6 protein-coding genes are annotated in these 20,045 nt (G+C 71.2%); all 6 read left to right on the top strand.

What is annotated here, in order from left to right; genetic code table 11:
- Nucleotides 1–4: 4 nt before the first annotated feature.
- The 6 genes from ABZW30_RS41165 (at nucleotide 5) to ABZW30_RS41140 (ending at nucleotide 19,963) form a co-directional block, all read left to right on the top strand.
- Nucleotides 5–493 (top strand): hypothetical protein, encoded by a 489-nt coding sequence (locus ABZW30_RS41165; RefSeq protein WP_355676438.1) that lies wholly within the window; start codon nucleotides 5–7, stop codon nucleotides 491–493.
- Between the two features lie 120 nt (nucleotides 494–613).
- A complete protein-coding gene (locus tag ABZW30_RS41160) occupies nucleotides 614–2,776 on the top strand; it encodes a hypothetical protein (protein ID WP_355676437.1) in 2,163 nt (720 codons plus the stop codon).
- A gap of 37 nt (nucleotides 2,777–2,813) precedes the next feature.
- Complete coding sequence (locus ABZW30_RS41155) at nucleotides 2,814–3,296, top strand: YbaB/EbfC family nucleoid-associated protein (protein WP_355676436.1); 483 nt, start codon at nucleotides 2,814–2,816, stop codon at nucleotides 3,294–3,296.
- Complete coding sequence (locus ABZW30_RS41150) at nucleotides 3,289–3,606, top strand: hypothetical protein (RefSeq protein WP_355676435.1); 318 nt, start codon at nucleotides 3,289–3,291, stop codon at nucleotides 3,604–3,606. The genes ABZW30_RS41155 and ABZW30_RS41150 overlap by 8 nt, the downstream gene beginning before the upstream one ends.
- Before the next feature lie 11 nt (nucleotides 3,607–3,617).
- On the top strand, nucleotides 3,618–19,529 hold the full coding sequence (locus tag ABZW30_RS41145; protein WP_355676434.1) for a toxin glutamine deamidase domain-containing protein: 15,912 nt from the start codon (nucleotides 3,618–3,620) through the stop codon (nucleotides 19,527–19,529).
- On the top strand, nucleotides 19,526–19,963 hold the full coding sequence (locus tag ABZW30_RS41140; protein ID WP_355676433.1) for a hypothetical protein: 438 nt from the start codon (nucleotides 19,526–19,528) through the stop codon (nucleotides 19,961–19,963). Before ABZW30_RS41145 ends, ABZW30_RS41140 begins: the two co-directional genes overlap by 4 nt.
- Nucleotides 19,964–20,045 lie beyond the last annotated feature (82 nt).

Below are 20,045 nucleotides of genomic sequence, written 5' to 3'. Positions count from 1 at the left end.
CGCGGTGTCCGACGGCAAGCCGGCCGACGACGATCCGAAGAAGAAGCCGACCGACGACCCGAAGAACAAGCCGGGCGGGGAGGACGACGGCAACACCTTCAAGGTCACCGACTCCTACCTGCTCGACTTCGCCCAGACCAAGCTGACCAAGATGCTGCAGGACCTGCGGACCCACCCCACGCGGGTGGCGCTCCAGCAGTTCGTCCTGGGGATCGGCGGCGGGCAGTTCTCCGGCGACTACGCCAACCTCCTGCCCGGTGGCGGGACGGTGCTGCCGAGCGTCAAGCAGATCCAGTCGAACTTCACCAAGTACTGCCAGTCCTTGGAGAACCAGTTCAAGTCGCTGGAGGACCAGGTCCAGAAGATGATCGACGACCTGTCGAGGGCCGAGCGGGATCTGAAGAACGGCGCGGACGACGCCCTCTCGGCCGCGCAGATGATGTACCTGATCAGTGACGTCCTCGGCGGTGGCGGCCCCAACCTCACGGTCTGACCCCCGCCCCGAGCCCCCTGCCCGACGGCGCCCGCGCCGTCAGCCCCCTGACCCGCGGGGTGGGCCGACCCCTCCCTCCGGCCCGCCCCGCGCCCCGACGCCCCTGGAGCTGTGACCCGCATGGCCGACAAGACCTGGGAAGACATGCTGACGGTCTTCGCGAGCTCCGCCCAGACCACCTTCACCCAGCGCAGTGCCGTCACCGGCGACGACAAGGTCCAGTGGATCGCCAACCACAAGTACGAGACCCTGAACTACTTCAAGCAGACCGGTGGCAACGAGGGCTACGACTGCTGGTGGTCGTACAACTTCACGGGCAGCGACGGCGGCCAGTGGAGTCACGTCATCGGCTGCAACCTCAACTGGCCGCAGTTCGAGTCGGGGACGACCGACCTCGGGAAGTGGATCCAGCAGGGCTACGACGTCCTGATGCCGCTCGCCCACTCGCCGGCCGAGAACGACACCATGAGCGTCTGGAGCTTCGACACCGCCGTCTCGACGCTCACCGGCGCCGAGCAACTGCTGCAGACCTGGGCGCCGGTGGTCAACGGATGGGCGGGCGACATCGCGGCGCCGGGCGCCGACTGGCAGGGCAGCGCGGCCGGGGCGTTCAAGACCATGCTGGGTATGTTCGGCGGCGAGCTGGAGGACCTCGCCAAGAACCTGCACGACAAGCACGTCCACAGCTACCTCCAGGCCGCCCGCGAGGCGATCGGCAACGCGGTCCTCAGCATGTGGTACGGCCAGGACAACTACCGCAACAGCCGCGACGCCTGGCCGGTGAACCCGCTCTTCGACTCCCTGATCGAGGGGATGTCCACGGCCAAGGTCACCGTCAACGAGAGGTCGGTCACCAATTCCACCTCCGACGGACCGACGATCACGGTCTACGGCACTCCGGACTTCCAGGTCACGACGGCCTGGGGCGACCCGCACGGCGACGACTTCTGGAAGAAGGCGGAGAAGCGGGCCAAGGAGATCTGGCTCAAGAACGTCGCCGACTTCCTGGACAAGGCCGCCAAGGAGGCCGCGACCACCCTCGACAAGGCGTACGTCCCCGCGGTCAAGGCCCTGTCCGAGGGCGTCAAGACGCCGTCGATGCGCAGGCCGTACAACCCGCCGCCGACGGACGACCCGTCGAAGAAGGACCCCTTCTCGGACATCAGCAAGAACCTCAGCGACATGAACAACAACATGAACAAGTCGCTGACCGACATGAGCAAGGGGATGAACGACAACTTCAAGAGCCTCACCGGCGGCGGCCCGAACGGCCCGGCCGGCCTGGACGGCGGCCTCAAGGGCCCCGGCTCCACGGACTTCGGCCCCGGCCTCACCACCGGGCCCGGCGGGATCGGGGACCACGGCGGCGTGGGCGGCCTGCCCACGCTCGGGGACGGTGGGTCCGGCGTACCCCTGCTCGACAAGAACGGCAAGCAGATCTTCAACGACCACGGTGACCCGCTCACCGTGCCGCCGGGCAGCCACATCGACCCGACGACCCACCAGGTGATCGGCCCGGACGGCCGGCCCGTCCTCGGCCCGGACGGCAAGCCGATCACCGCGCCCGACGGGGCGACCGTCGGCACCGGCTCGGGCGACCACATGAAGGTGCCGCCGGGCTCGATCATCGACGACAAGGGCCGGGTGATCGGCCCCGACGGCAAGCCCGTCCTGGACGGCAACGGCAACCAGGTCGTCGTCGCCCCCGGCTCTCGGATCGACTCCGACGGCATCCTGCTGGACCCGGACGGCAAGCCGATCTCCGAGGTCTCCCAGCTGCTGGCCGACCAGCGCCACGCCTTCGACTCCAGCTTCGGTGGTGGTGGCGGCGACGGGCTGCTCCCCGGCAGCGACTTCAGCCCGAGCACCTACCACCCGCTCGGGCTGTCGTTCGGCGACTCGGGCGGTGGCGCGAACGGAGTCGGCGGGGGATTCCCCGGCAGCGGCCTGCTGGCCGGCGGCCGCAGCGGCATGAGCGCCAAGGCGCTGACCGGCGGCGGCGACCCGAACACCCTCCAGGCCCGGACGGCGGCGGAGGCGGCCGCCGAGGCGGAGAAGGCCGCGGCGGCCAAGGCGGCGGCCGAGGCCGAACGGGCGGCGCTGACCGGCAAGGGCATGTCCACCACCGGTGGCATGCCGCCGATGATGCCGCCCGGCGCGGGCGCCGGTGCCGGAGCGCCGGGCCAGAAGGACAAGGACCGCCAGCGCACCACCTGGCTGGCGGAGGACGAAGAGGTGTGGGGCACCGAGAGCACCGCCGTCAGCGGCGTCATCGGCCGCTGACCACCCGTCCACACCTGCGAACGTGAAAGGACTCACCATGCCCGCCACCACCGACCCCTTCGGCCCCGACGGCCTGTTCGGCGCGATGAGCGCGGAGCTCGAAGAGGCCATGGAGGCCCTCCGGGTCCAGACGGCGAAGGCCGAGGCCGTCCAGGCCGACCTCGCCAAGTCCTCCGCGACGGTCACCTCGAAGGACCGCATGGTGACCGTCAAGGTCGGCCCGCAGGGCCAGGTCCTCGCGCTGACCTTCCACACCACCGGCTACCAGGAGATGGCGCCCGCCCAGCTCGGCGGCCTGCTCACGGACCTGCTCAACGAGGCCCGCGCGAAGATGGGCGACCAGGTGATCGAGGCGATCAAGGGCTTCGAGGGCGTCGGCGACATGCTGCGGATGTCGATGACCGGCGGCAGCGACCTGGACCAGCTGCTGGAGCCGCTGCGGGCGATGCGGCCCGGGTACGGCGAGGATGCGGAGGCGGAGCGGCGCCGGGCCGGACGGCAGGAGGAGTTCCGTGAGTAGCTCCGACAACGTCTTCGCCAAGACCCAGGACCTCAAGCGGCGCTTCGCGGAGTTCGGCGAGCTGAAGACCCTGATCGACAAGATCGCGGGCGAGGTCAGGAACATCAACGACGCCAACAAGAAGGTCGGCGGCGACGACGAGATCGGCAAGCAGTACCACGAGCAGGTGGACCAGGCCACCAAGGACCTCGACGACCTGATCAAGAAGATCAGCGAGATCGTCGCGAAGGCCGGCGACAGCGGCATCAACCTGGTCGCGGAACTCGACTACGCGGAGGACACCGCGAACGACATCATCAAGAGCCTGTAGGAGAACCACCCTTGTCGTACTCGTCGATCGATCCCGGACCGAGGCTCGCCAGCTTCTTCGGCGTGGTCGCGGGCTCGCCCTGGCCGCAGGCGAACGAGGGTGACCTGCGGGAGATCCGTGACGCGTACGAGCAGTTGGCGAAGGACCTGCCCGATCTGCGCCGGCTGATCGCGACGGTGGCGATCAAGGCCCGCCAGGAGTTCGAGGGGGAGGCCGCCCAGCAGTTCAGCGTGGCGATGAACCAGTTCATCGGCGTCGGGGGCGGTGACGACTACGTCTCGTCGGCGGCCGACACCGCCAAGGCGCTCGCGGACTGCGCGGGCGACGTCGCCAACTCGGTCGAGTACACCAAGTGGATGGCGATCGCCCAGCTGGTCGACCTGCTGTTCGAGATCGCCCTGGCGACGTTCTGGGCGCCCTTCACCTTCGGCGCGGACTTCGCCGGGCTGTCGATCAAGTACTTCCTCACGCGCGAAGCGCTGTGGCTGCTGCTGAAGTACCTGATCAAGACGATCCTGATGCACACCTTCACGGGCCTCGTGAAGGGCATCCTGATGGACTCGATCATCCAGGGCATCCAGATGTCCGACGGCGACCGGCACACCTACGACATGGACGCGTTCAAGCAGAGCGTGCTGAACGGCTTCGTCGGCGGCCTCATCTCCGGCCCGGTCAGCGTGTTCGGGATGGGCCTCGGCAAGCTGATCGGCAGCCTGGTCGGCAAGAGCGGGGGGTCGGTCCTGGCCAAGGAGCTCGAATCCGTCCTCAAGAACGGCGACAAGGAGGCGCTCAAGCACCTCCTGGACACGGCGACCGAGCACGCGGGCAGCACGGCGCTCGCCGATCTGGAGAAGGCCGGCGCCAAGTCGATCGGCAAGGGCGTCGGCGAGGGGCTGGGCGAGGGCGCGGGCAAGGGCGTCGGGAAGGGGCTCGGCAAGGGCGTCGGCGAGGGCCTGGGCGACGGCGCGGGCAAGGGGATCGGCAGCGGCGTCGGCAAGGGCGTCGGCGAGGGCGCGTCCGGGACGGCCGGCAAGGTGCTGAGCGACGCGGAGGCGAAGGCCTTCGCGAAGTCGATCGGCAAGGAGATGAAGCACCTCGAACCCTTCCTCAAGGAGGGATTCGGCAAGGGGGGCGCCGGCTCGATCGCCGAGAAGTTCAGCAAGAACTTCGTCGGCGGCTTCGAGAAGCACCTCGGCGGTGTCCTGGGCAAGGACGCGGCCAAGAACCTGGGCAAGGAGTACGCCGAGGCGTTCGTCGCCGGGTGGACCAAGCACGGCGCCGCGAACGACTCGCTGAGCGTCGTGCTGCGGAGCATCCTGGACCACGGCGGGTCGGACCTCGGGGAGCACGGGATCTCCGCGCTGGCCGACCACCTGCCCACCCTGGCCGCCCACATGGGCGAGGGGAACAGGCTCTACCGGCTGGGCGCCATGCTCGGCGAGCAGCTGGTGGAGGGGGCGCAGGGCAACCTCTCCGAGGGCCTCTACAACCTGATCTTCGACGACAAGCACCAGTTCACGACCAGCGCGAACACCTTCGGGGCGGGCGTGGCGATGGGCCTGCTCGGCAAGGGCGTGCACCACGTCCTCCACCTGACCGGGGTCGGGCACAAGTGGGCGTCCTACGTCGAGCACATCCAGGCCAAGGCGTTGGAGGACGGCAAGAGCACCTACTTCCCCGCCCACCACCCGCTGACCCTCCTCTCGCTGGCGAGCAACCTCGTCGGGCACGCCGCGCCGTTCCCGGTGCCCCGGCTCGGGCCGCGCCAGGAGGTCGTGAACGCGGGACATGTCCTCGCCTACTCCCGGGGGCTGGGCGAGGCGCCGGACGTCGAGTACGCGGCGCTGTTCGCCAAGGCCTTCGGGCAGGCGGACCTGGAGACGCTGTTCGCCGACCCGGCGCCGAAGCCCGTGCCGACCACGTCGGGCGGGGGCTCCACCACGTCCAAGGGCAAACAGGACCTGTCCGGTACCGGCGGCGGGAAGGTCGGCCGTCCGACCCCGGTGCCGACCGAGGGCGGCACCAAGGCCTCCTCGGAGCGCCCCAAGCCCGTTCGGACGGGCAGCAGTTGGAGCGACACCACCCTCGTCGACGAACCGGTGGGCCCCGCGCGCCCGGGCAAGACCGTCGGCGGCGTCGACGAGACGAAGCACGCCGTCGCCACCAGCACGCCCGACCCGACCCCCGAGCGGCCGAGGCCGCCCCGCACGACCGGGGGCGGCCCGGAGCGCGGCCCCGCCGGCCCGCCGCAGCCGCCGTCGCGCCGTCGCGACCGGGACGAGTTCGAGGCCGACCACGGCGGGAGCGACCACGGCGGCACCGATTTCCCGCTCCCGCCGGAGCCCCCGGCCAAGCGACCCCGGCCCGAGCAGGGCGAGGCCCCGCGCCCGCTGGACTCCTTCCTGCGCGAGTTCTCCGACGGCGGCTACAGCACGCCGGGCCCGGCCGCGCGGCACGCCCTGGAGCAGGCGGTGGCCGGACCGGACGGCCCGAAGAAGTTCGCCCACCCGCAGGAGTTCGTCGAGCTGATCAACCCGGACGGCCGCGGCAGCCTGCTCAAGGACGTCAACTGCGTGGCGGCCGCGATGGCCTTCCACTCCACCTTCCGCGGCGAACCGCAGGTCGCGCCCATCCTGTCGGAGCCCCACCCCGGCGCGGCCGGCGACCTCCAGCACTGGACCGGACACTCCGCCGAGTACGTCGGCCTCGGCGAGGCCGGGCTCGATGAGGTGGCCCTGCGGGTCGCCGCGGGCGGGCCCGGCGCGGCCGCCGTCGTCCTCGCCTGGACCGAGGACGGCAAGGGCCATGCCTGGAACCTGGTCAACGTCCCCGGCGACGGCCTGGTCTGGGTCGACGCCCAGCAGGGCCTGCACTCCCCGGGCGACCGGCCGCTACCGAAGGACGTCACCCGGGTCTGGGCGATCGCGCACGACGCCGACGACCGGCCGTTGCGCGGCGACGGCCCGTTCAACGCGGCCGCCGACCACCCGGGCGAGCGGTCGGCCCGCCCGACCCCGGCGGACACCTTCACCGGCACGGACGATCCTTCGCACCCGACGGCCGGGTCTTCGCGTCCCGAGCCCCCGTACGTCGAACCCGCCGGCCCGAAAGCGGCGTTCGCGCCGCCCGGCGAGCGCGTCCCGGTCGCCGGCGACGGCCTCTGCCTGCTCAACTCGGTCGCCGTCAGCAGCCCCGGGATCCGGATGACGCCCGACGCGATGAAGCGGGCGGTCTCCGACCACCTGACGAAGCAGGGCCCCGCGAACCTGCCGGCCGAGGTCATCCACAACTACCGCAAGGCCGCCACCCGCGACCTCTCCGACACCCTCGCCGGCCGCAGCCGCGACCAACTCCTCAACGATCTCCTGGACTTGGGCGTCGCCGGCGTCGACACCCACGAGGTCGTGCCCACCTCCCTCCTGCGCGACCGCTACGTCACGGCGCTCACCCGGGAACTGGCCGGGCCCGGCGGTGACCCCGCCGCCGCGAGGGCGCAGGCCGAGCGCAGCGTCCCGTGGAAGCTCAAGGGCCCCGAGGAGCAGGCGAAGGCCGAGTCCTACCTGCGCGGGCTGGGCAAGGAGCCCGCCGCCGACCCGCACGCCCTGCGCGAGCAGTACATCGACGAGCGCGTGGCGCACGGCGAGCAGCGCTCGGCGGTCGAGGACGAGATCGGCTGGAACCTCGCCGAGGGCGCCGTCAGCCCGCAGAAGCAGTTCGAGCACCTGGCCGACAAGCCCGAGGCGATCGGGCTGCACGACCTCTCCGCCGCCGGTCTCGCCGACCTCCAGGTCTGGCACCGCACCCGCTCCGACCTCCCGCTCTCGCCGCAGGAGTTCGCCGGTCTGCACCACGCGGTGGAGAACTGGGAGAGCTCGTGGTGGAAGGGGTTCGGCGACACCTTCCCGCCGCTGGCGGCCGACGCCCTCGCCCTGCGGCTGCGCATCCTCGGCCCGGACGGGCACGGCGGCTCGACCGAGTACGCGCGCTTCGGGCCGACCGACGGCCACCAGGTGACCGTCTACTACAACGGCACCGACCACTACGACGGCAGCCGCCCGCCCGCACCCGCACCGGCGGTGAGCGGTCCCGCGTCGAAGCGCCCGGCCGAGCACGACGGCCCGGTGCTCCCGCCCGTCCCGCACAGCGTGCCCACCGTCAGCGGCGCCGACCGGCCGGGGCCGGCGGGGGAGTCGTCGAAGCCGACGCCCGAGGCCGAGCCCGCGCCGAAGCCGGACGCGGACAGGCCGTCCGAACTCACCGTGCCGTCGGCCTCCGCGACCGGGTCGAAGCACGAGCCCGATGGCAAGTCCGAGGCGGAACACCACCCTAAGAGCGAGGCGAATCCCGAGCCCGACCGCGCAGCGAAGGAAACCCCCGCCGGGAAGGAAGCCGCCGCCCCGAAGGAGACCCAGGCCCCCAAGTTCCCCGAGGCCGGCCCGCACCGGCCGGAGGTCCCCAGCATCGTCATCACCGAGGCGGAGCACGACTCCCTCCTCCACCCCGAGCCACCCGCCTCCCCGCCGGCGTCGGTGCTCGCCATGTCCGTCTTCTCGACGGAGTCCGGCGGCAGCCACGACCACCCCTACGACGACCCCGCGTTCACGCCGCAGAAGCCGCTCGGCCCGGACGAGCTGCGCCTGCCCCCGGCCCGTGTCGCCAACCACCGCCGGCTCTCCGCCTCGGACCTCGTCGTCGGCCTGCACCACGGCGACACCGCCGTCCACGAGCAGATCGTCAAGCTCTTCGAGTCCACCTTCAAGAACGACCTGCCCGCCGCCCGCACGGTCGCGAAGGACTTCTTCGGCCCGGCCGCGCTGCGCCCCCGGCTGACCGCCCTCTCCCGCGGCGACGTGTGGGAGGTCCGGTTCGAGGCCAACGGCTGGTCGGGCAAGATCTCCGTCCGGGTCGACGTCGACGAGCTGGTCCACCAGGACACCGCCCCCGGCGTCGAGTTCGAGAACGGATCCGACCGCTACGCCTCCGTCGGCCTCCAGGATGACGCCCTCAACCGGCTCAACGCCGCCCTCCAGGCCAAGGCCAAGGTCGGCAAGACCGACTTCACCGAGACCCTCGGCTACCAGCACGACTCGCTGACCGGCAGCACCTCCGTCGAGGTCGGCCGCTCCGTCTCACGCGGCAAGACCGTCGAGCCGGGCGCGCTGTTCTCCGGGAAGCTGCACCTCGCCCTCGACTTCTCCGAACTGACCCACAACGGCGAACCGGTGGCGACCGCGCCCGGCGAGCGGGTGCAGCGGCTCGACATCGGCGCCACCATCGGCATCCCCGTCCGCGACACCCTCGACGTGCACGGCAACCCCGTCCCGCCGGCCAAGGACAAACTGTTCGCCCCGCCGCAGCGCATCGTCGACGGCCACCGGCTCGGCGGCTCCGACATCGTGCTCGACGTCTCCACCCACCGCCACGGCCGCCCGGACGCCGAGCACCCGATGCAGGAGATCCTCGACGGCGTCGAGCACACCGCCGAGGAGGCGCTCGGCGACCTGTGGCCCGCGCTGCGCGAGAAGATGACCGCGGAGCTCGACACGACCCGGCTCCAGCAGGACCTCAAGAGCATGATGTCCGGCGAGCCCACCCGGATCGAGGTGACCGACAAGACCGGCCTCGTGACCGGATCCGTGGAGATCACCGCCTCCGTCAAGGCCATGTGGCAGCACGGCAACACCCCGCAGACCGAGTTCAACGTCGGCACCGGCGTCCAGCGCGTCCACACCGCGCAGGAGAGCCACAGCAACGGCCTCCAGCTGCCGCTGCCCGGCGTGGTCTCCGGGGCCGGGGTCGGGACATCGATCGGCTCCGGTGGCGGTGGACTCCAGCTCATCAAGGACAAGGTGCGGATCTCCGGCAGCAGCCAGGAGGTCCTGCTCACCACCAAGACCAAGGGCCCCGGCGTGGTCTACGACGGCCGTGCCGAGCTCACCCTGAAGTTCGAGAAGGACTCCCCACTCGGGAAGTCCGGCGACACCGCGAGGACCACCGTCGACTTCCGGACCCTGGTCGAGCAGGCCGAGGCCCACAGCGTCAAGGACACCGGCGCCGGCGACCCGACCCTCTTCGTCGCCCCCGAGGAGCCGCAGCCCCACCGGCCGAAGACGTTCTCCGCCGGCACCGCCGTGCCCAGCCCGCCCGACAGCGTCTGGCGGCGCCCAGACGGCACCGGCGGCGGCTTCGGCGACACCACCACCGTCCGTGACCTGCCCACCGTGGCCCCGCTCCACCACGAGGTCGAGCGGCTCGGCCAGGAGGTCCTCCGTGCCGCCTGGAAGGACGTCAAGCACGACGTACACCAGCTGTTCAGCCACCCGATGGTCGCCTCCCACCTGACCTCGATGACCCGCGGCACGCGGATGGAACTGCCCGAGCAGACCGCCGCCGCCCTGCTCAGGCACGGCGTGAAGGTGTCCGCCACCGCCCACGTCACCGCACTGGACTACAAGCGGCCCAACGCCAAGGCCGAGCTCAACCCGGTCGACGAGACCACCGCCTTCAAGTCCGGCCGCAAGCTGCTCTCCGACACCAAGTCCGTCCAGGGCTCGGGCGGCGGCACCGCCACGCTGACCGGCAAGAACACGATGGACGCCTCCGGGGGTTACTCCCGTCAGGTCCGCGACCGCGACGGCCGGCGCGACGGCAGCGCGCAGAAGGTCTACGCGAACGGCAAGTACGCGCGCCCGCAGGAGATCTACGACGCCGGGCTCGGCGTCGAGGTCAAGCTGACCGTCGACGGCAAGGACCACACGGTCACCGTCCCGATCCGGGCCGAGGTCAGCCTCGACGCCAAGGAGACCGGCCGTTACACCGTCGGCGAGGACGGGCACGCGCACTTCACCGGCCCCGGTGCCGGCACCCCCGTCACCCACCAGCCGCCCGCCGAGCAGCACGACCCGCCGCGCCGGATCACCGAGCGCGGCGCGCTGAGCGCCTCCGACGTCGTGCACAGCCTGGGCGACGGCGGTGGCGCCGTCCTGGGCGGCATCGAACACGCGCTGGGGCGGGAGTTCGGCTCCGTGCCGGACGACGTCATGACGAAGGTCAGGAACCGGTTCGACGAGTTCGCCCTCAAGCCGCAACTGTCCAAGCTCACCCGTGGCGGCAAGCTCACCGAGCACGTCTCGATCCACGGCTGGGACACCACCATCACTGTCACGGTCGGCCTCGGCCGGGACTTCCGGCACACCGATACCGTCGACAAGTTCGAGTTCGAGAAGGGCACCCGGACCCAGGTCACGACCGGCAGCAGCAAGGACCGGCGCATCCGCGACGCCCTCTCCGGGATCTTCCGCTTCAAGCTGCCCTACGTCGACCTCGGCCTCAACCTCGCCCGCCGCAACGACTTCGCGCACGGCTCGGCCGTCGACACCACCGGCGCCACCGTCAGCAAGGGCAAGACCGTCGAACCGGCCGGACTCTTCACCGGCACCGCCGAGTTCACCATCCACATCGAGTCGAAGAAGCTCGGCCAGAAGGTCACCGCACCCGACCGCACCGTCCCGGTCCACACCACCGTCGCCGTGCCGCTGCGCGACGCCCCGCCGCCCGGCGCCACCGAGGCCGCACCGCTGAAGAAGCCGCTCGACCCGCCCGCCCGCATCGAGCGGACCCACCGGCTCGGCTCGTCGGACGTCGTCACCGACGTCTACCCGCTGCGCCCACGCGGCGGCGGGCCGGGTGGCCCGGAGCACAGGTCGGTCGGCGACTCCGCCGTGGCCGGCATCGGCGGGCGCGGGGCCAAGGCGCTCGGGTCGGACTGGGCCGGGATGAAGGCGAAGATCCTCGACGAGCTCGACGTCACCAGGCTCCAGCCGCAGCTGAAGTCGATGATGGCAGGCCACGAGATCGTGGTGAAGCACGGCCGCAGCACGGTCCGGATCACCGCCGCCGTCTCCCGGCTGGAACACACCGGCGAGACCGCGCAGACCGAGTTCAACACCGGCACCCAGGTGCAGAAGACGGTGGCCAGTTCCGACGGGGTCACCAGCTACGGATCCGGGCACGGCAACACCGCCACCGTCTCCCTCCAGGGCACCAGCAACCCGCTGCCCGTCGGCCCGGCCGTCACGGCGGGCGGCTCGGTCACCCACTCCTGGGGGCGCGACCGGCTCGACGTGCAGGCGCAGCGCAGCACCGCCGGCGTCGCCACCAAGGCCAAGCTCCCCGGCAGCGAGTACACCGGCGAGGCGACCCTGTACTTCCGCATGGAGCGCCGCCCGCTGCTGCCCTTCGGCGACCCGAACCGGCTGGTGCCGCCGGGCGGCGACCACCCGGCCGGAACGGCCTTCGAGCACGTCAAGTCGGCTGCCGGGCAGGCCTGGCGGGACCTGCGCAAGCTCGGCACGACCGTCCACACCATCGACACCGCGAAGATCGGGTTCGAGACCTCGATCGAGGCGGGGGAGGGGCGCGCCTCGAAGGGCCCGAAGCCCACGCCGTTCGAGGAGCCCGAGCACCGCACGGCACCGGCACCGCAGCCCGCGCCCGTCGAACCGCCGGTCGAGAACGTCGTCAAGGCGCCGCCCGCCCGGGTCTGGGACGAGGGCCTGCGCGACATCGACGTCATGCGCTGGCTCGGCGACGCCGGCGGTGTGCAGGACATCCTGCGGCTGCGCGGCCGGGAGTTCTTCGGCGCCCGCACCTGGGACCGGATGGAGAGCCTCGCCCGCAACACCACCGACCACGCCCAGCTCTCCAGCCACTTCGGCTCGGCCACGCGCGGTGAGGAACTCGGCACGCCCTCCCCGGGGCGCCGGCTGCTGGTGTCGGACGGCGGCGTGAAGGTCAACCTGAAGGTCCTGCAGCTGGAGTACGACCGCACCGACGGCAAGGTCGAGCTCAGCCCGTCCAACGCGACCTCGACCAGCTCGACCAGGACCAAGCTCGACTGGTCGCTCTGGGGCGGCCAGGTGCAGGGCGGCGTCAAGACGGACCTCGGCGGGGCCGAGGGGACGTTCCAGGCCATCGTCGGTGGCTCGCACCGGGACCGGGAGGGGCTGTCGCTCGGGAACTCCGGCCAGGTCGTCTCGCACGCGAAGTTCAACACGCCGATGGCGCGGTACGACGGCTTCGCTGAGGTGGAGGTCGTCTTCTTCAAGGGCGACAAGGAGGTGGTCGAGAAGGGCGTCATCCCGATCACGGTCGACATCCCCGAGCGGGAGACCACCGACGCCAAGGTGATGAGCGACCACTACCTGGCGTTCAGCGCGGAGAACCCGGACGGCAGGGCCCTGCCGAAGCACCCGCCGGCGAAGCCGGAGGGGGAGGCGGCGCCCGGGGCGGGGCCGACAGCGACGGCGGAGCCGAAGCAGGAGCCGAAGCAGGAGCCGAAGCAGGAGCCGAAGCCTGAGACCGAGCCGAAGCCTCAGTCGGCACCCAAGCCCGAACCGAAGTCGGAGGCTACCCCGAAGCCCGAGTCCGAGCGGCGCCCCAAGGCCCCCTCCGTGGAGGAGGACGTCTTCCGATCCCTAGCGAACGACCCCCCGCCGATCGGGCTCGACCCGGGGCACTCCCCGTTGCCGGAGGGCGCCCCGAAGGCGGGGACGGTGAAGACCGGCCGGCCCACCCTCGTCGAAGGCGGCCCGGTGCACGAGCCGCTTTCCGCCACGATCGAGACCACGGTGGAACCGGAGCACCACGCGCCGAAGCTCGATGAGCCGAAGCTCGATGAGCCGAAGCTCGATGAGCCGAAGCTCGATGAGCCGAAGCACGACGAACCGGAGAACCGCGAGCCCGCCCACGTCCCGGAGCGGACGGACGGCGGCCCGAAGCTGTCGGACGTGCTGCCCGAGTCCTCCTGGTGGCGGCTGTTCATCGACGCCAACGTGCACCAGGAGGCGCTCTCCCTCTCGCCGACCGACGCCGCGAACCACCTGGACCGCACCAAGTACCCCGGCTTCCGGCAGAGCATGACCGAGCTGTTCCACGAGGTGCTGGACGGTAAGCCCGGCGGCCGCGACTGGTCGGTGGTCGACGTCCACGCCTACGAGCAGATCCACGACCTCGCCACCCGCCACCTCGTCGAGGGCTCCGGCTCGAACGTCGCGACGGTCTGGTCGGGCAGCAAGGACGGCCTGCTCACCACGATGCGCGGCACCGGCCGGACCACCATGGCGGCCGACCTGCACGAAGACGTGATCAACGGCCGACCGCTGGTCGTGGACTTCACCGTCAAGTCCGGCTCCCTGCGCGACGTGAAGCCGCCGCTGGTGGCGTTCCAGCGCGGGCCGGGCGGCGAGGGCATGATCTCGATCAACTACGCGCACGGAGAGGCACCCGGCCACGTCCAGGCGGTGCTGGACCGCTACTACCACGAGATCGCGGCCGCGCCCGACGACCGCGCGAAGCTGGTCGCGATCGCCAAGGTGACCCGGGCGCTGCAGATGATGCAGCCCTTCACCGACGCCAACAGCCGGGTGAACGTCAGCGTGCTGATGCAGAAGTTCCTGCTGGAGCAGGGGTTCAGGCCGGCCGTCCTGACCAACTCCTTCGAGCTGTTCCTCGGCGGCTACACGACGCACGAGATCGCCGACCACCTGGTCGCGGGCATGGCGAGGTTCGACAAGTACGCCGGCGGCTCGATCGGAGACCAGTTCAACACCGAAGCCGGGCCGAGCGATCACGCCCTGATCGGCTCCATCGGCGACGCCGTGGGCCTGCCCGCCGGCACCGCGCCCGGGGACGCGGCCGTCCAGTACCACCGGGTGCTCGACCTCGTCCGGCTCGGGCGTTCGCTGTACGGCGACGGGGTGCCCTCCCTCGACCCGTCCGGCGTGCAGCAGCTCCGGACGGTCCGCCGGCTGTCCGACCTCGCGCACGCGAAGTTCCCCGGCGTGCCCACCTCGACGGCGGTCGCGAGCTACGCGCACCACCTGCACGGGACCCCTGGTGAGGGGATGACGGCCGAGCACCTGAAGTCCGTCTCCGACGCTGTGGGGGACACGCTCGCCGAGGGGCACCCGCTCACCGAGGACAACATCCGCGCCCGGATGCGGCCGGTCACCACGGCCTCGCTCAGCGCGGACGACCTGCGGAAGATGCGGGGCTTCGTCGAGGAGGAGTCCGCCTGGGTGCCCGTGTCCAGCGGGACCGGTGCGAAGGTGCCGTGGGACGCGGTGAAGTACCAGGCTCCGGAGGACGGCAAGACCCCGGCGCGCTTCGACGTCCACGAGCTGTCCGACGGCGGGCCGCTGACGGCGGACGGTTTGGCGGAGAAGTTGATGCCGAAGCTGTCGTCGTTGGACATGGGTTCGTTCCGGCTGGTGCTGCGGGCGGAGGACGGCGCGCTGGGTGCCGATCCGATCGCGGTGGTGCGGCAGACGGCGGACATGTTCATGGCGCCGGTCGACCTGCTGGTGGCCGACCACGAGGGCGGGGTGCGGCTGGTGAGCTTCGACGACGCCGGACGCCACGGCGCCCCGCAGGAGTTGGAGTTGCACCACCCGGCGCCCGTCGAGCGCCCGACCGAGCACCCGGCGGCGGACACCCCGCCGCACCCGCAGCCCGAGCACCAGGCCGGCCCCCACCCCGACGCGCAGCCCGAGCACCGCCCCGAGGAGCGCGTGCACGAGATCGTCGAGGCGCTCGTCAACGCCCACGAGGGCTCCGGCGTGCGGTGGTTGGCGGACCCCGACAGCCCGGCCGCTCAACTGCACGAGACCGGCGCCGCCGTCTCCCGCTTCCCGAAGGACCCGCGCTTCTTCTCCGTCGCCTTCCACTCGGAGCACGCCGACGGCGCCCCGACCTGGCACGGGGAGCGGGTCGGCCCGGAGGAGCTGGCGAACGTCCTGGTGGAGCTGCGCCGGCGCGGCATCTGGCCGGAGGGCAAGCCGCTGCAGTTCCCGGCCTGCGAGTTCGGCACGGGCGGCGCCGCGTCGTACGCGAGCGACGTGATGCGGGCGCTGCGCGGCAAGGTGGACGGCCCGCTGGAGGCGTACGTCCCCGAGGGCAAGCTGTGGTTCGTGCCCAAGCCCACCGGGCCGTTCAGGGTGGAGTCGGAGGGACCGGGCCACCTGGTGGTGGCCAAGGCCGTCGGCTTCGACGCCAACGGCCTGCCGGTCGTCGTGCCGGGCGGCAAGTGGCTCAAGGTCTCGGTGCCGGTGGAGACTCCCAGTGGGCAGCCCCAACACGAGCCCCACGTCGATGAGTTCGGCGCGCACCTGCCGTCCGACCTGGCCGCCCCGGCGCCGCACGACGCACTGCCCGAGGGCTTCCACTCGGCGCCCGAGTCGGCCGTCGCACACGAGATGCCGGGCGCGACGCCTTTCGGTCCCAAACGGATGATCTACGGCCTACCGGCGTACGCCGAGGCGACCCGCGAGTTCGAGAAGAAGCTCGGCACCTACTGCTACGACCTGCCCGAGGTGAAGGCCGCGGCGGGCGCCGCGCTGAGCAGGCTGCGGGACGTCATCAAGGACGCGTTCCCCGAGGCGTCGCCGACGGAGCACATCGCGGCGATGCTCAAGGACGATCCGACGTCCGCCGGACAGGTCGGAACCGCCCTCACCGAGGACCAGTTCGACCGGCTCGTCCAGAGCGGCAACCTCCGCGAGGTGATGACGGCGTTCTTCAACGGGGCCTACTTCAAGGACTCCGGGATGAGCCTCAAGTCGCTGCTCAACGACATCGTCGACCGGCAGGACTGGGAGCGCGCGGAGAAGCTCGGCCTGAACGTCGCGGAGCTGAAGAAGACCCGGGAGTACCTGGACAGCCCGCTGCGCAAGACGCTCCACGACACCCTCATGCGAGCCAACCCCAAGCTGGCCACGATGTTCGAGCGGGACGTGTTCGCCACCGGCACCGTGCTAGCCCAGTCGAAGACCTGGTTCTCCGACGGCGTCGACTTCGTGACCAGCATCAGGGCCCGCAAGCCGCGCCCCGAGAACGAGGTCTCCGCGCCGTCGGCCCGGGAGCTCGAAAATCTCGGGCTCCAGTTGAGCCGACGGGAGATGGAGTTCCTCAAGGTCAACCCGATGGCCTGGGAGCTGGTGGGGATCCGCCCGGAGGAGGTTCCGGCGGAGTCCCTGCACCTCAGGGAAAGCGGGGAGTACGACCTCGACCCCATCCGTGCGGAGGCGGGGGTGCTCGGCGTGTACGTCGAGTCCGACCCGGAGACCGGTGAGAGCCGGGTGATCAAGCTGGTCGAGCACGAGGGCGACCCGCTGCGGCCGGGGGAGATCGGGCCGGACGTGCCGCTCAGCTGGCGCACCGGCGAGTCGGTCCACCGGCTCGACCAGGAGGCCTCGTGGTACAAGTCGGCCAACGCTGAGAGCGGCATGCGGGTGGTCGCCGGTGTCTCGGCGACCGCGGCCAAGATGATGACGGCGTTCAAGCTGCTCAACATCGACGAGTCGCACGCCGACAACATGGTCAAGGCCCTGTTCGGCTGGATGCTGCCGGTCAGCGACCACTCGGTGTACGAGATCCTCAAGGGCGTCGAGGCCTCCGGCGCGACCCTGCCGCTGAACCCGAAGGCCCTGAAGTCCGCGGAGGGGATGTACCGCAACCTCCCGGGGATCGAGCTCAAGGACGTGCGCCGTCTCCTCGGCGACCAGGAGGGCATGCTGCCGCACGAGCAGGTCTACGCGGCGAAGGCGAGGGCGACGCTACTCGGCGGGGGGTTCGGGGAACCCGGTGAGTTCAACGTGAACACGCTGGACGGCCGACGGCGGATCTTCGAGCTGCTGGCCGAGGGGAAGGAGCCCACGGGCTACGACACCGATGACGTCGCGCGGGTCGGAAAGTGGCTCGCGACGAACGGGAAGACGCCGCAGGAGGTGCTGGACGCGCTCACTCCGGCCCACTTCTACGCCTTGGCGGCCTACACTGGTCCGGCGTTCCCGCTGATCAACGTGATGATGAGGCCCGGCGGCTCGATCGACCGGGTCCTGCTGATCCAGATCGAGCACGTGCTGAGGGGGACCGAGTTCCCCCAGGTCCTCGCGAGCCACCCGGCGATCAGCGACCACGTCGGGCGGCGGTCCTTCGCCTCGAAGGCGGATGAGGCGGCGCACTACAAGCAGATGATGACGCTCGTCAAGAAGGAGGTCCTGCCGGGCCTCAAGGCGGAGATGCGCGAGCACACCCGGATGCTGAAGGAGGCCCTGGACCTGCTGCCAGGGGCCGACGGCCGCGTCTACCGGGGCACCGCGTCCATCTCGTTCAGGAAGTTCACCGGTTTCTCCCCGGTCTACGGCGGTTCGGAGATCGTGAACAAGGACTTCTCCAGCGCCAGCCGCAGGTACGCCACCGCGGAGAAGTTCATGAAAGGCCGGAAGACCTTCCCGGGCCTCCAGAAGACGATGGTCACCATGAACCTCAAGGGTCATGGTGCGGGCAAGGACATCTCGGTCTTCTCGGTCCAGATCCAGGAGGACGAGGTCCTGGGCGTCCCGGGCGCCAAGCACACGATCCTCCAACGTCGGCTCGGCAAGAAGGGCGAGCTGCACATCGACGCGCTTGAGGCCTCGTCGTCCACGACGTTCGCCTCGCCGACCCAGCCCGGTACGCCGAGGTCGGCAGCCGTGCGCGCGACGGACGCCGAGCTGCGGGCACACCTGGCGCACCTCAGCGGCGAGCGGGGGCTGGAGAACCACAAGAACCTGTGGGCCCTGGGAGTGGCGATCGGTGTCCCGAATGCGGACAACCTGGGCGCCACGGCCAGGACCTTCCTGTTCACTAGCGAGAAGGACCAGAAGGAGATCGGCCTGCGGACCTGGCACATCGCGCGGCTGGCCGCGGACATCCACGGCGGCGCCAGGATGCTCGACACCTTCAGGCTGACGACCATGCGTCGGGTCACCGACGTGGTGCGCGAGGGGCTCGACCTGAAGACCGGGACGGTCGTGGAGAAGGAACACCTGGACCAGTACGTGCGGAAGTTGAGGGGCGCGGACCAGAGCGCGAAGGTCGAACCGGCGGAGCGCCTTCGGCTGATCAGGCTCGTCGAGTCGCTCAAGGAGCCGGATTCGCACACCCGGGTCACCTCGGACGCCGTGACCAAGGCCTGGACCGCGCAGCCGGCCCCTGGCACGCCCCGTACCCCGCGCCTCGGGGGCGGCTCGTACTTCCCGGGTACACCGGGTACGCCGCACACCCCCGGTACGCCGCACACGCCCGGTACGCCCGGCCTGCCGATGACACCCGGGACGCCGGGTACCCCGAGCGGGCACGAGCTCGGGCTGTCGGACGAGCACGACGCATCGGCCGACGACGAGCGAACCGTGCTCAGCCTCAGCGCGCCGGTCGACCTCCACAGCCGGATGCAGATGCAGGCCGCGATCAGCCTGTTCCCGCACGACACGCGCTTCCTCGCGGTGTCCATGCACACCAGCGACGGCGTCCCGACCTACCGGGGCGGCGCCGTGCTGCCGGATGCCCTGGCGGACGTCCTGCTCGCCCAGAAGGCGACCGGCGACTGGGACGGCGCGAAACCCATCCAGTTCGTGGCCTGCCGCCTCGGGTACGGGGTCAGCGCCAGCTACGCCGCGGAGGTGATGGAAGCCCTGTGGCGGAAGGACCCCACGATCACGGCGCCCGGGTACGCCGGCGACGGCGTCGTCTGGTTCGTGCCGAAGGTGGACCAGACCGGCACGGTCGACGAGTCGGCGCGCGGCTACCTGGTGGTGGCGGACAAGGTGGGCATGACGACCACCGGCCGGCCCGGGATCAGCACCGGGGCCAACTGGTACCGGTTCGAGCGGCCCACCGACGGAACGTTCACTCCGGTCGTGCACAAGCTCGGCCCGTACCTCCCGCCCGGCGGCCACTCGGCGCCCCGTCCGGAGAACTACTTCGGGGTGAAGGACCCCAAGGATTTCGCCGAGAACGGTGACATCCGTGGTGCAGTACCGTTCCGCGAAGGCCCCCCGGACGCCGGGCTGGCCGACCAGATCTTCCAGGAGCTGATGAAATGACGCAGGAGTTCGTCGTCGCGGCGGTCTTCGACATCGTCGACCCGCTGACCGGGCCGGAGTTCGCCGGCGACCACCCGGTGATCGACGACGCCGCGGAGCGCGAGGCACTGGTCGGGTACCTGGACTCGGCGACCCCGGTGCTGATGACGCCCATGCTGATGGACGACGTCCGCGACCCGGACCGTCGGGGCAGCGTGCCGATGAACTACCGCTGCGACGGCCGGTGGATCTGGACCGACACCGTCACGTACTACCTGGACCGCTACGGCCTCGCCCCGGAGCCGGGCCTGCTCGCGCACGTCCGCGAGCGGATCGCGGCGGGCGGGGTGCCGGAGGCGCTCGCGGCGGACGTGCAGGAACGGGCGACGGGGTTCCTGCTGGCTCCCCCGGCGGCGGGGCAGGAGACGGTCTGGGAGGTCGAGCAGGGCTCCTGAGACCTTCGGACGGCGAGCGGCCCCCGGCCGGTGGGATCCCACCGGCCGGGGGCCGGCCCCGGGGGTGCGCGGGGGGAGCCCC

The organism is Kitasatospora sp. NPDC004669, from assembly GCF_040609455.1.
In the GTDB taxonomy this organism is placed as follows: domain Bacteria; phylum Actinomycetota; class Actinomycetes; order Streptomycetales; family Streptomycetaceae; genus Kitasatospora.
The sequence above is the reverse complement of the archived record's forward strand: the minus strand, read 5'-3'. Positions and strand labels throughout refer to the sequence as shown.

Bases quoted from the DNA above. Each gene is read 5' to 3' on its own strand.
- ABZW30_RS41140 (WP_355676433.1), top strand. From the start codon at position 19,526: ATGACGCAGGAGTTCGTCGTCGCGGCGGTCTTCGACATCGTCGACCCG.
- ABZW30_RS41155 (WP_355676436.1), top strand. From the start codon at position 2,814: ATGCCCGCCACCACCGACCCCTTCGGCCCCGACGGCCTGTTCGGCGCG.
- ABZW30_RS41160 (WP_355676437.1), top strand. From the start codon at position 614: ATGGCCGACAAGACCTGGGAAGACATGCTGACGGTCTTCGCGAGCTCC.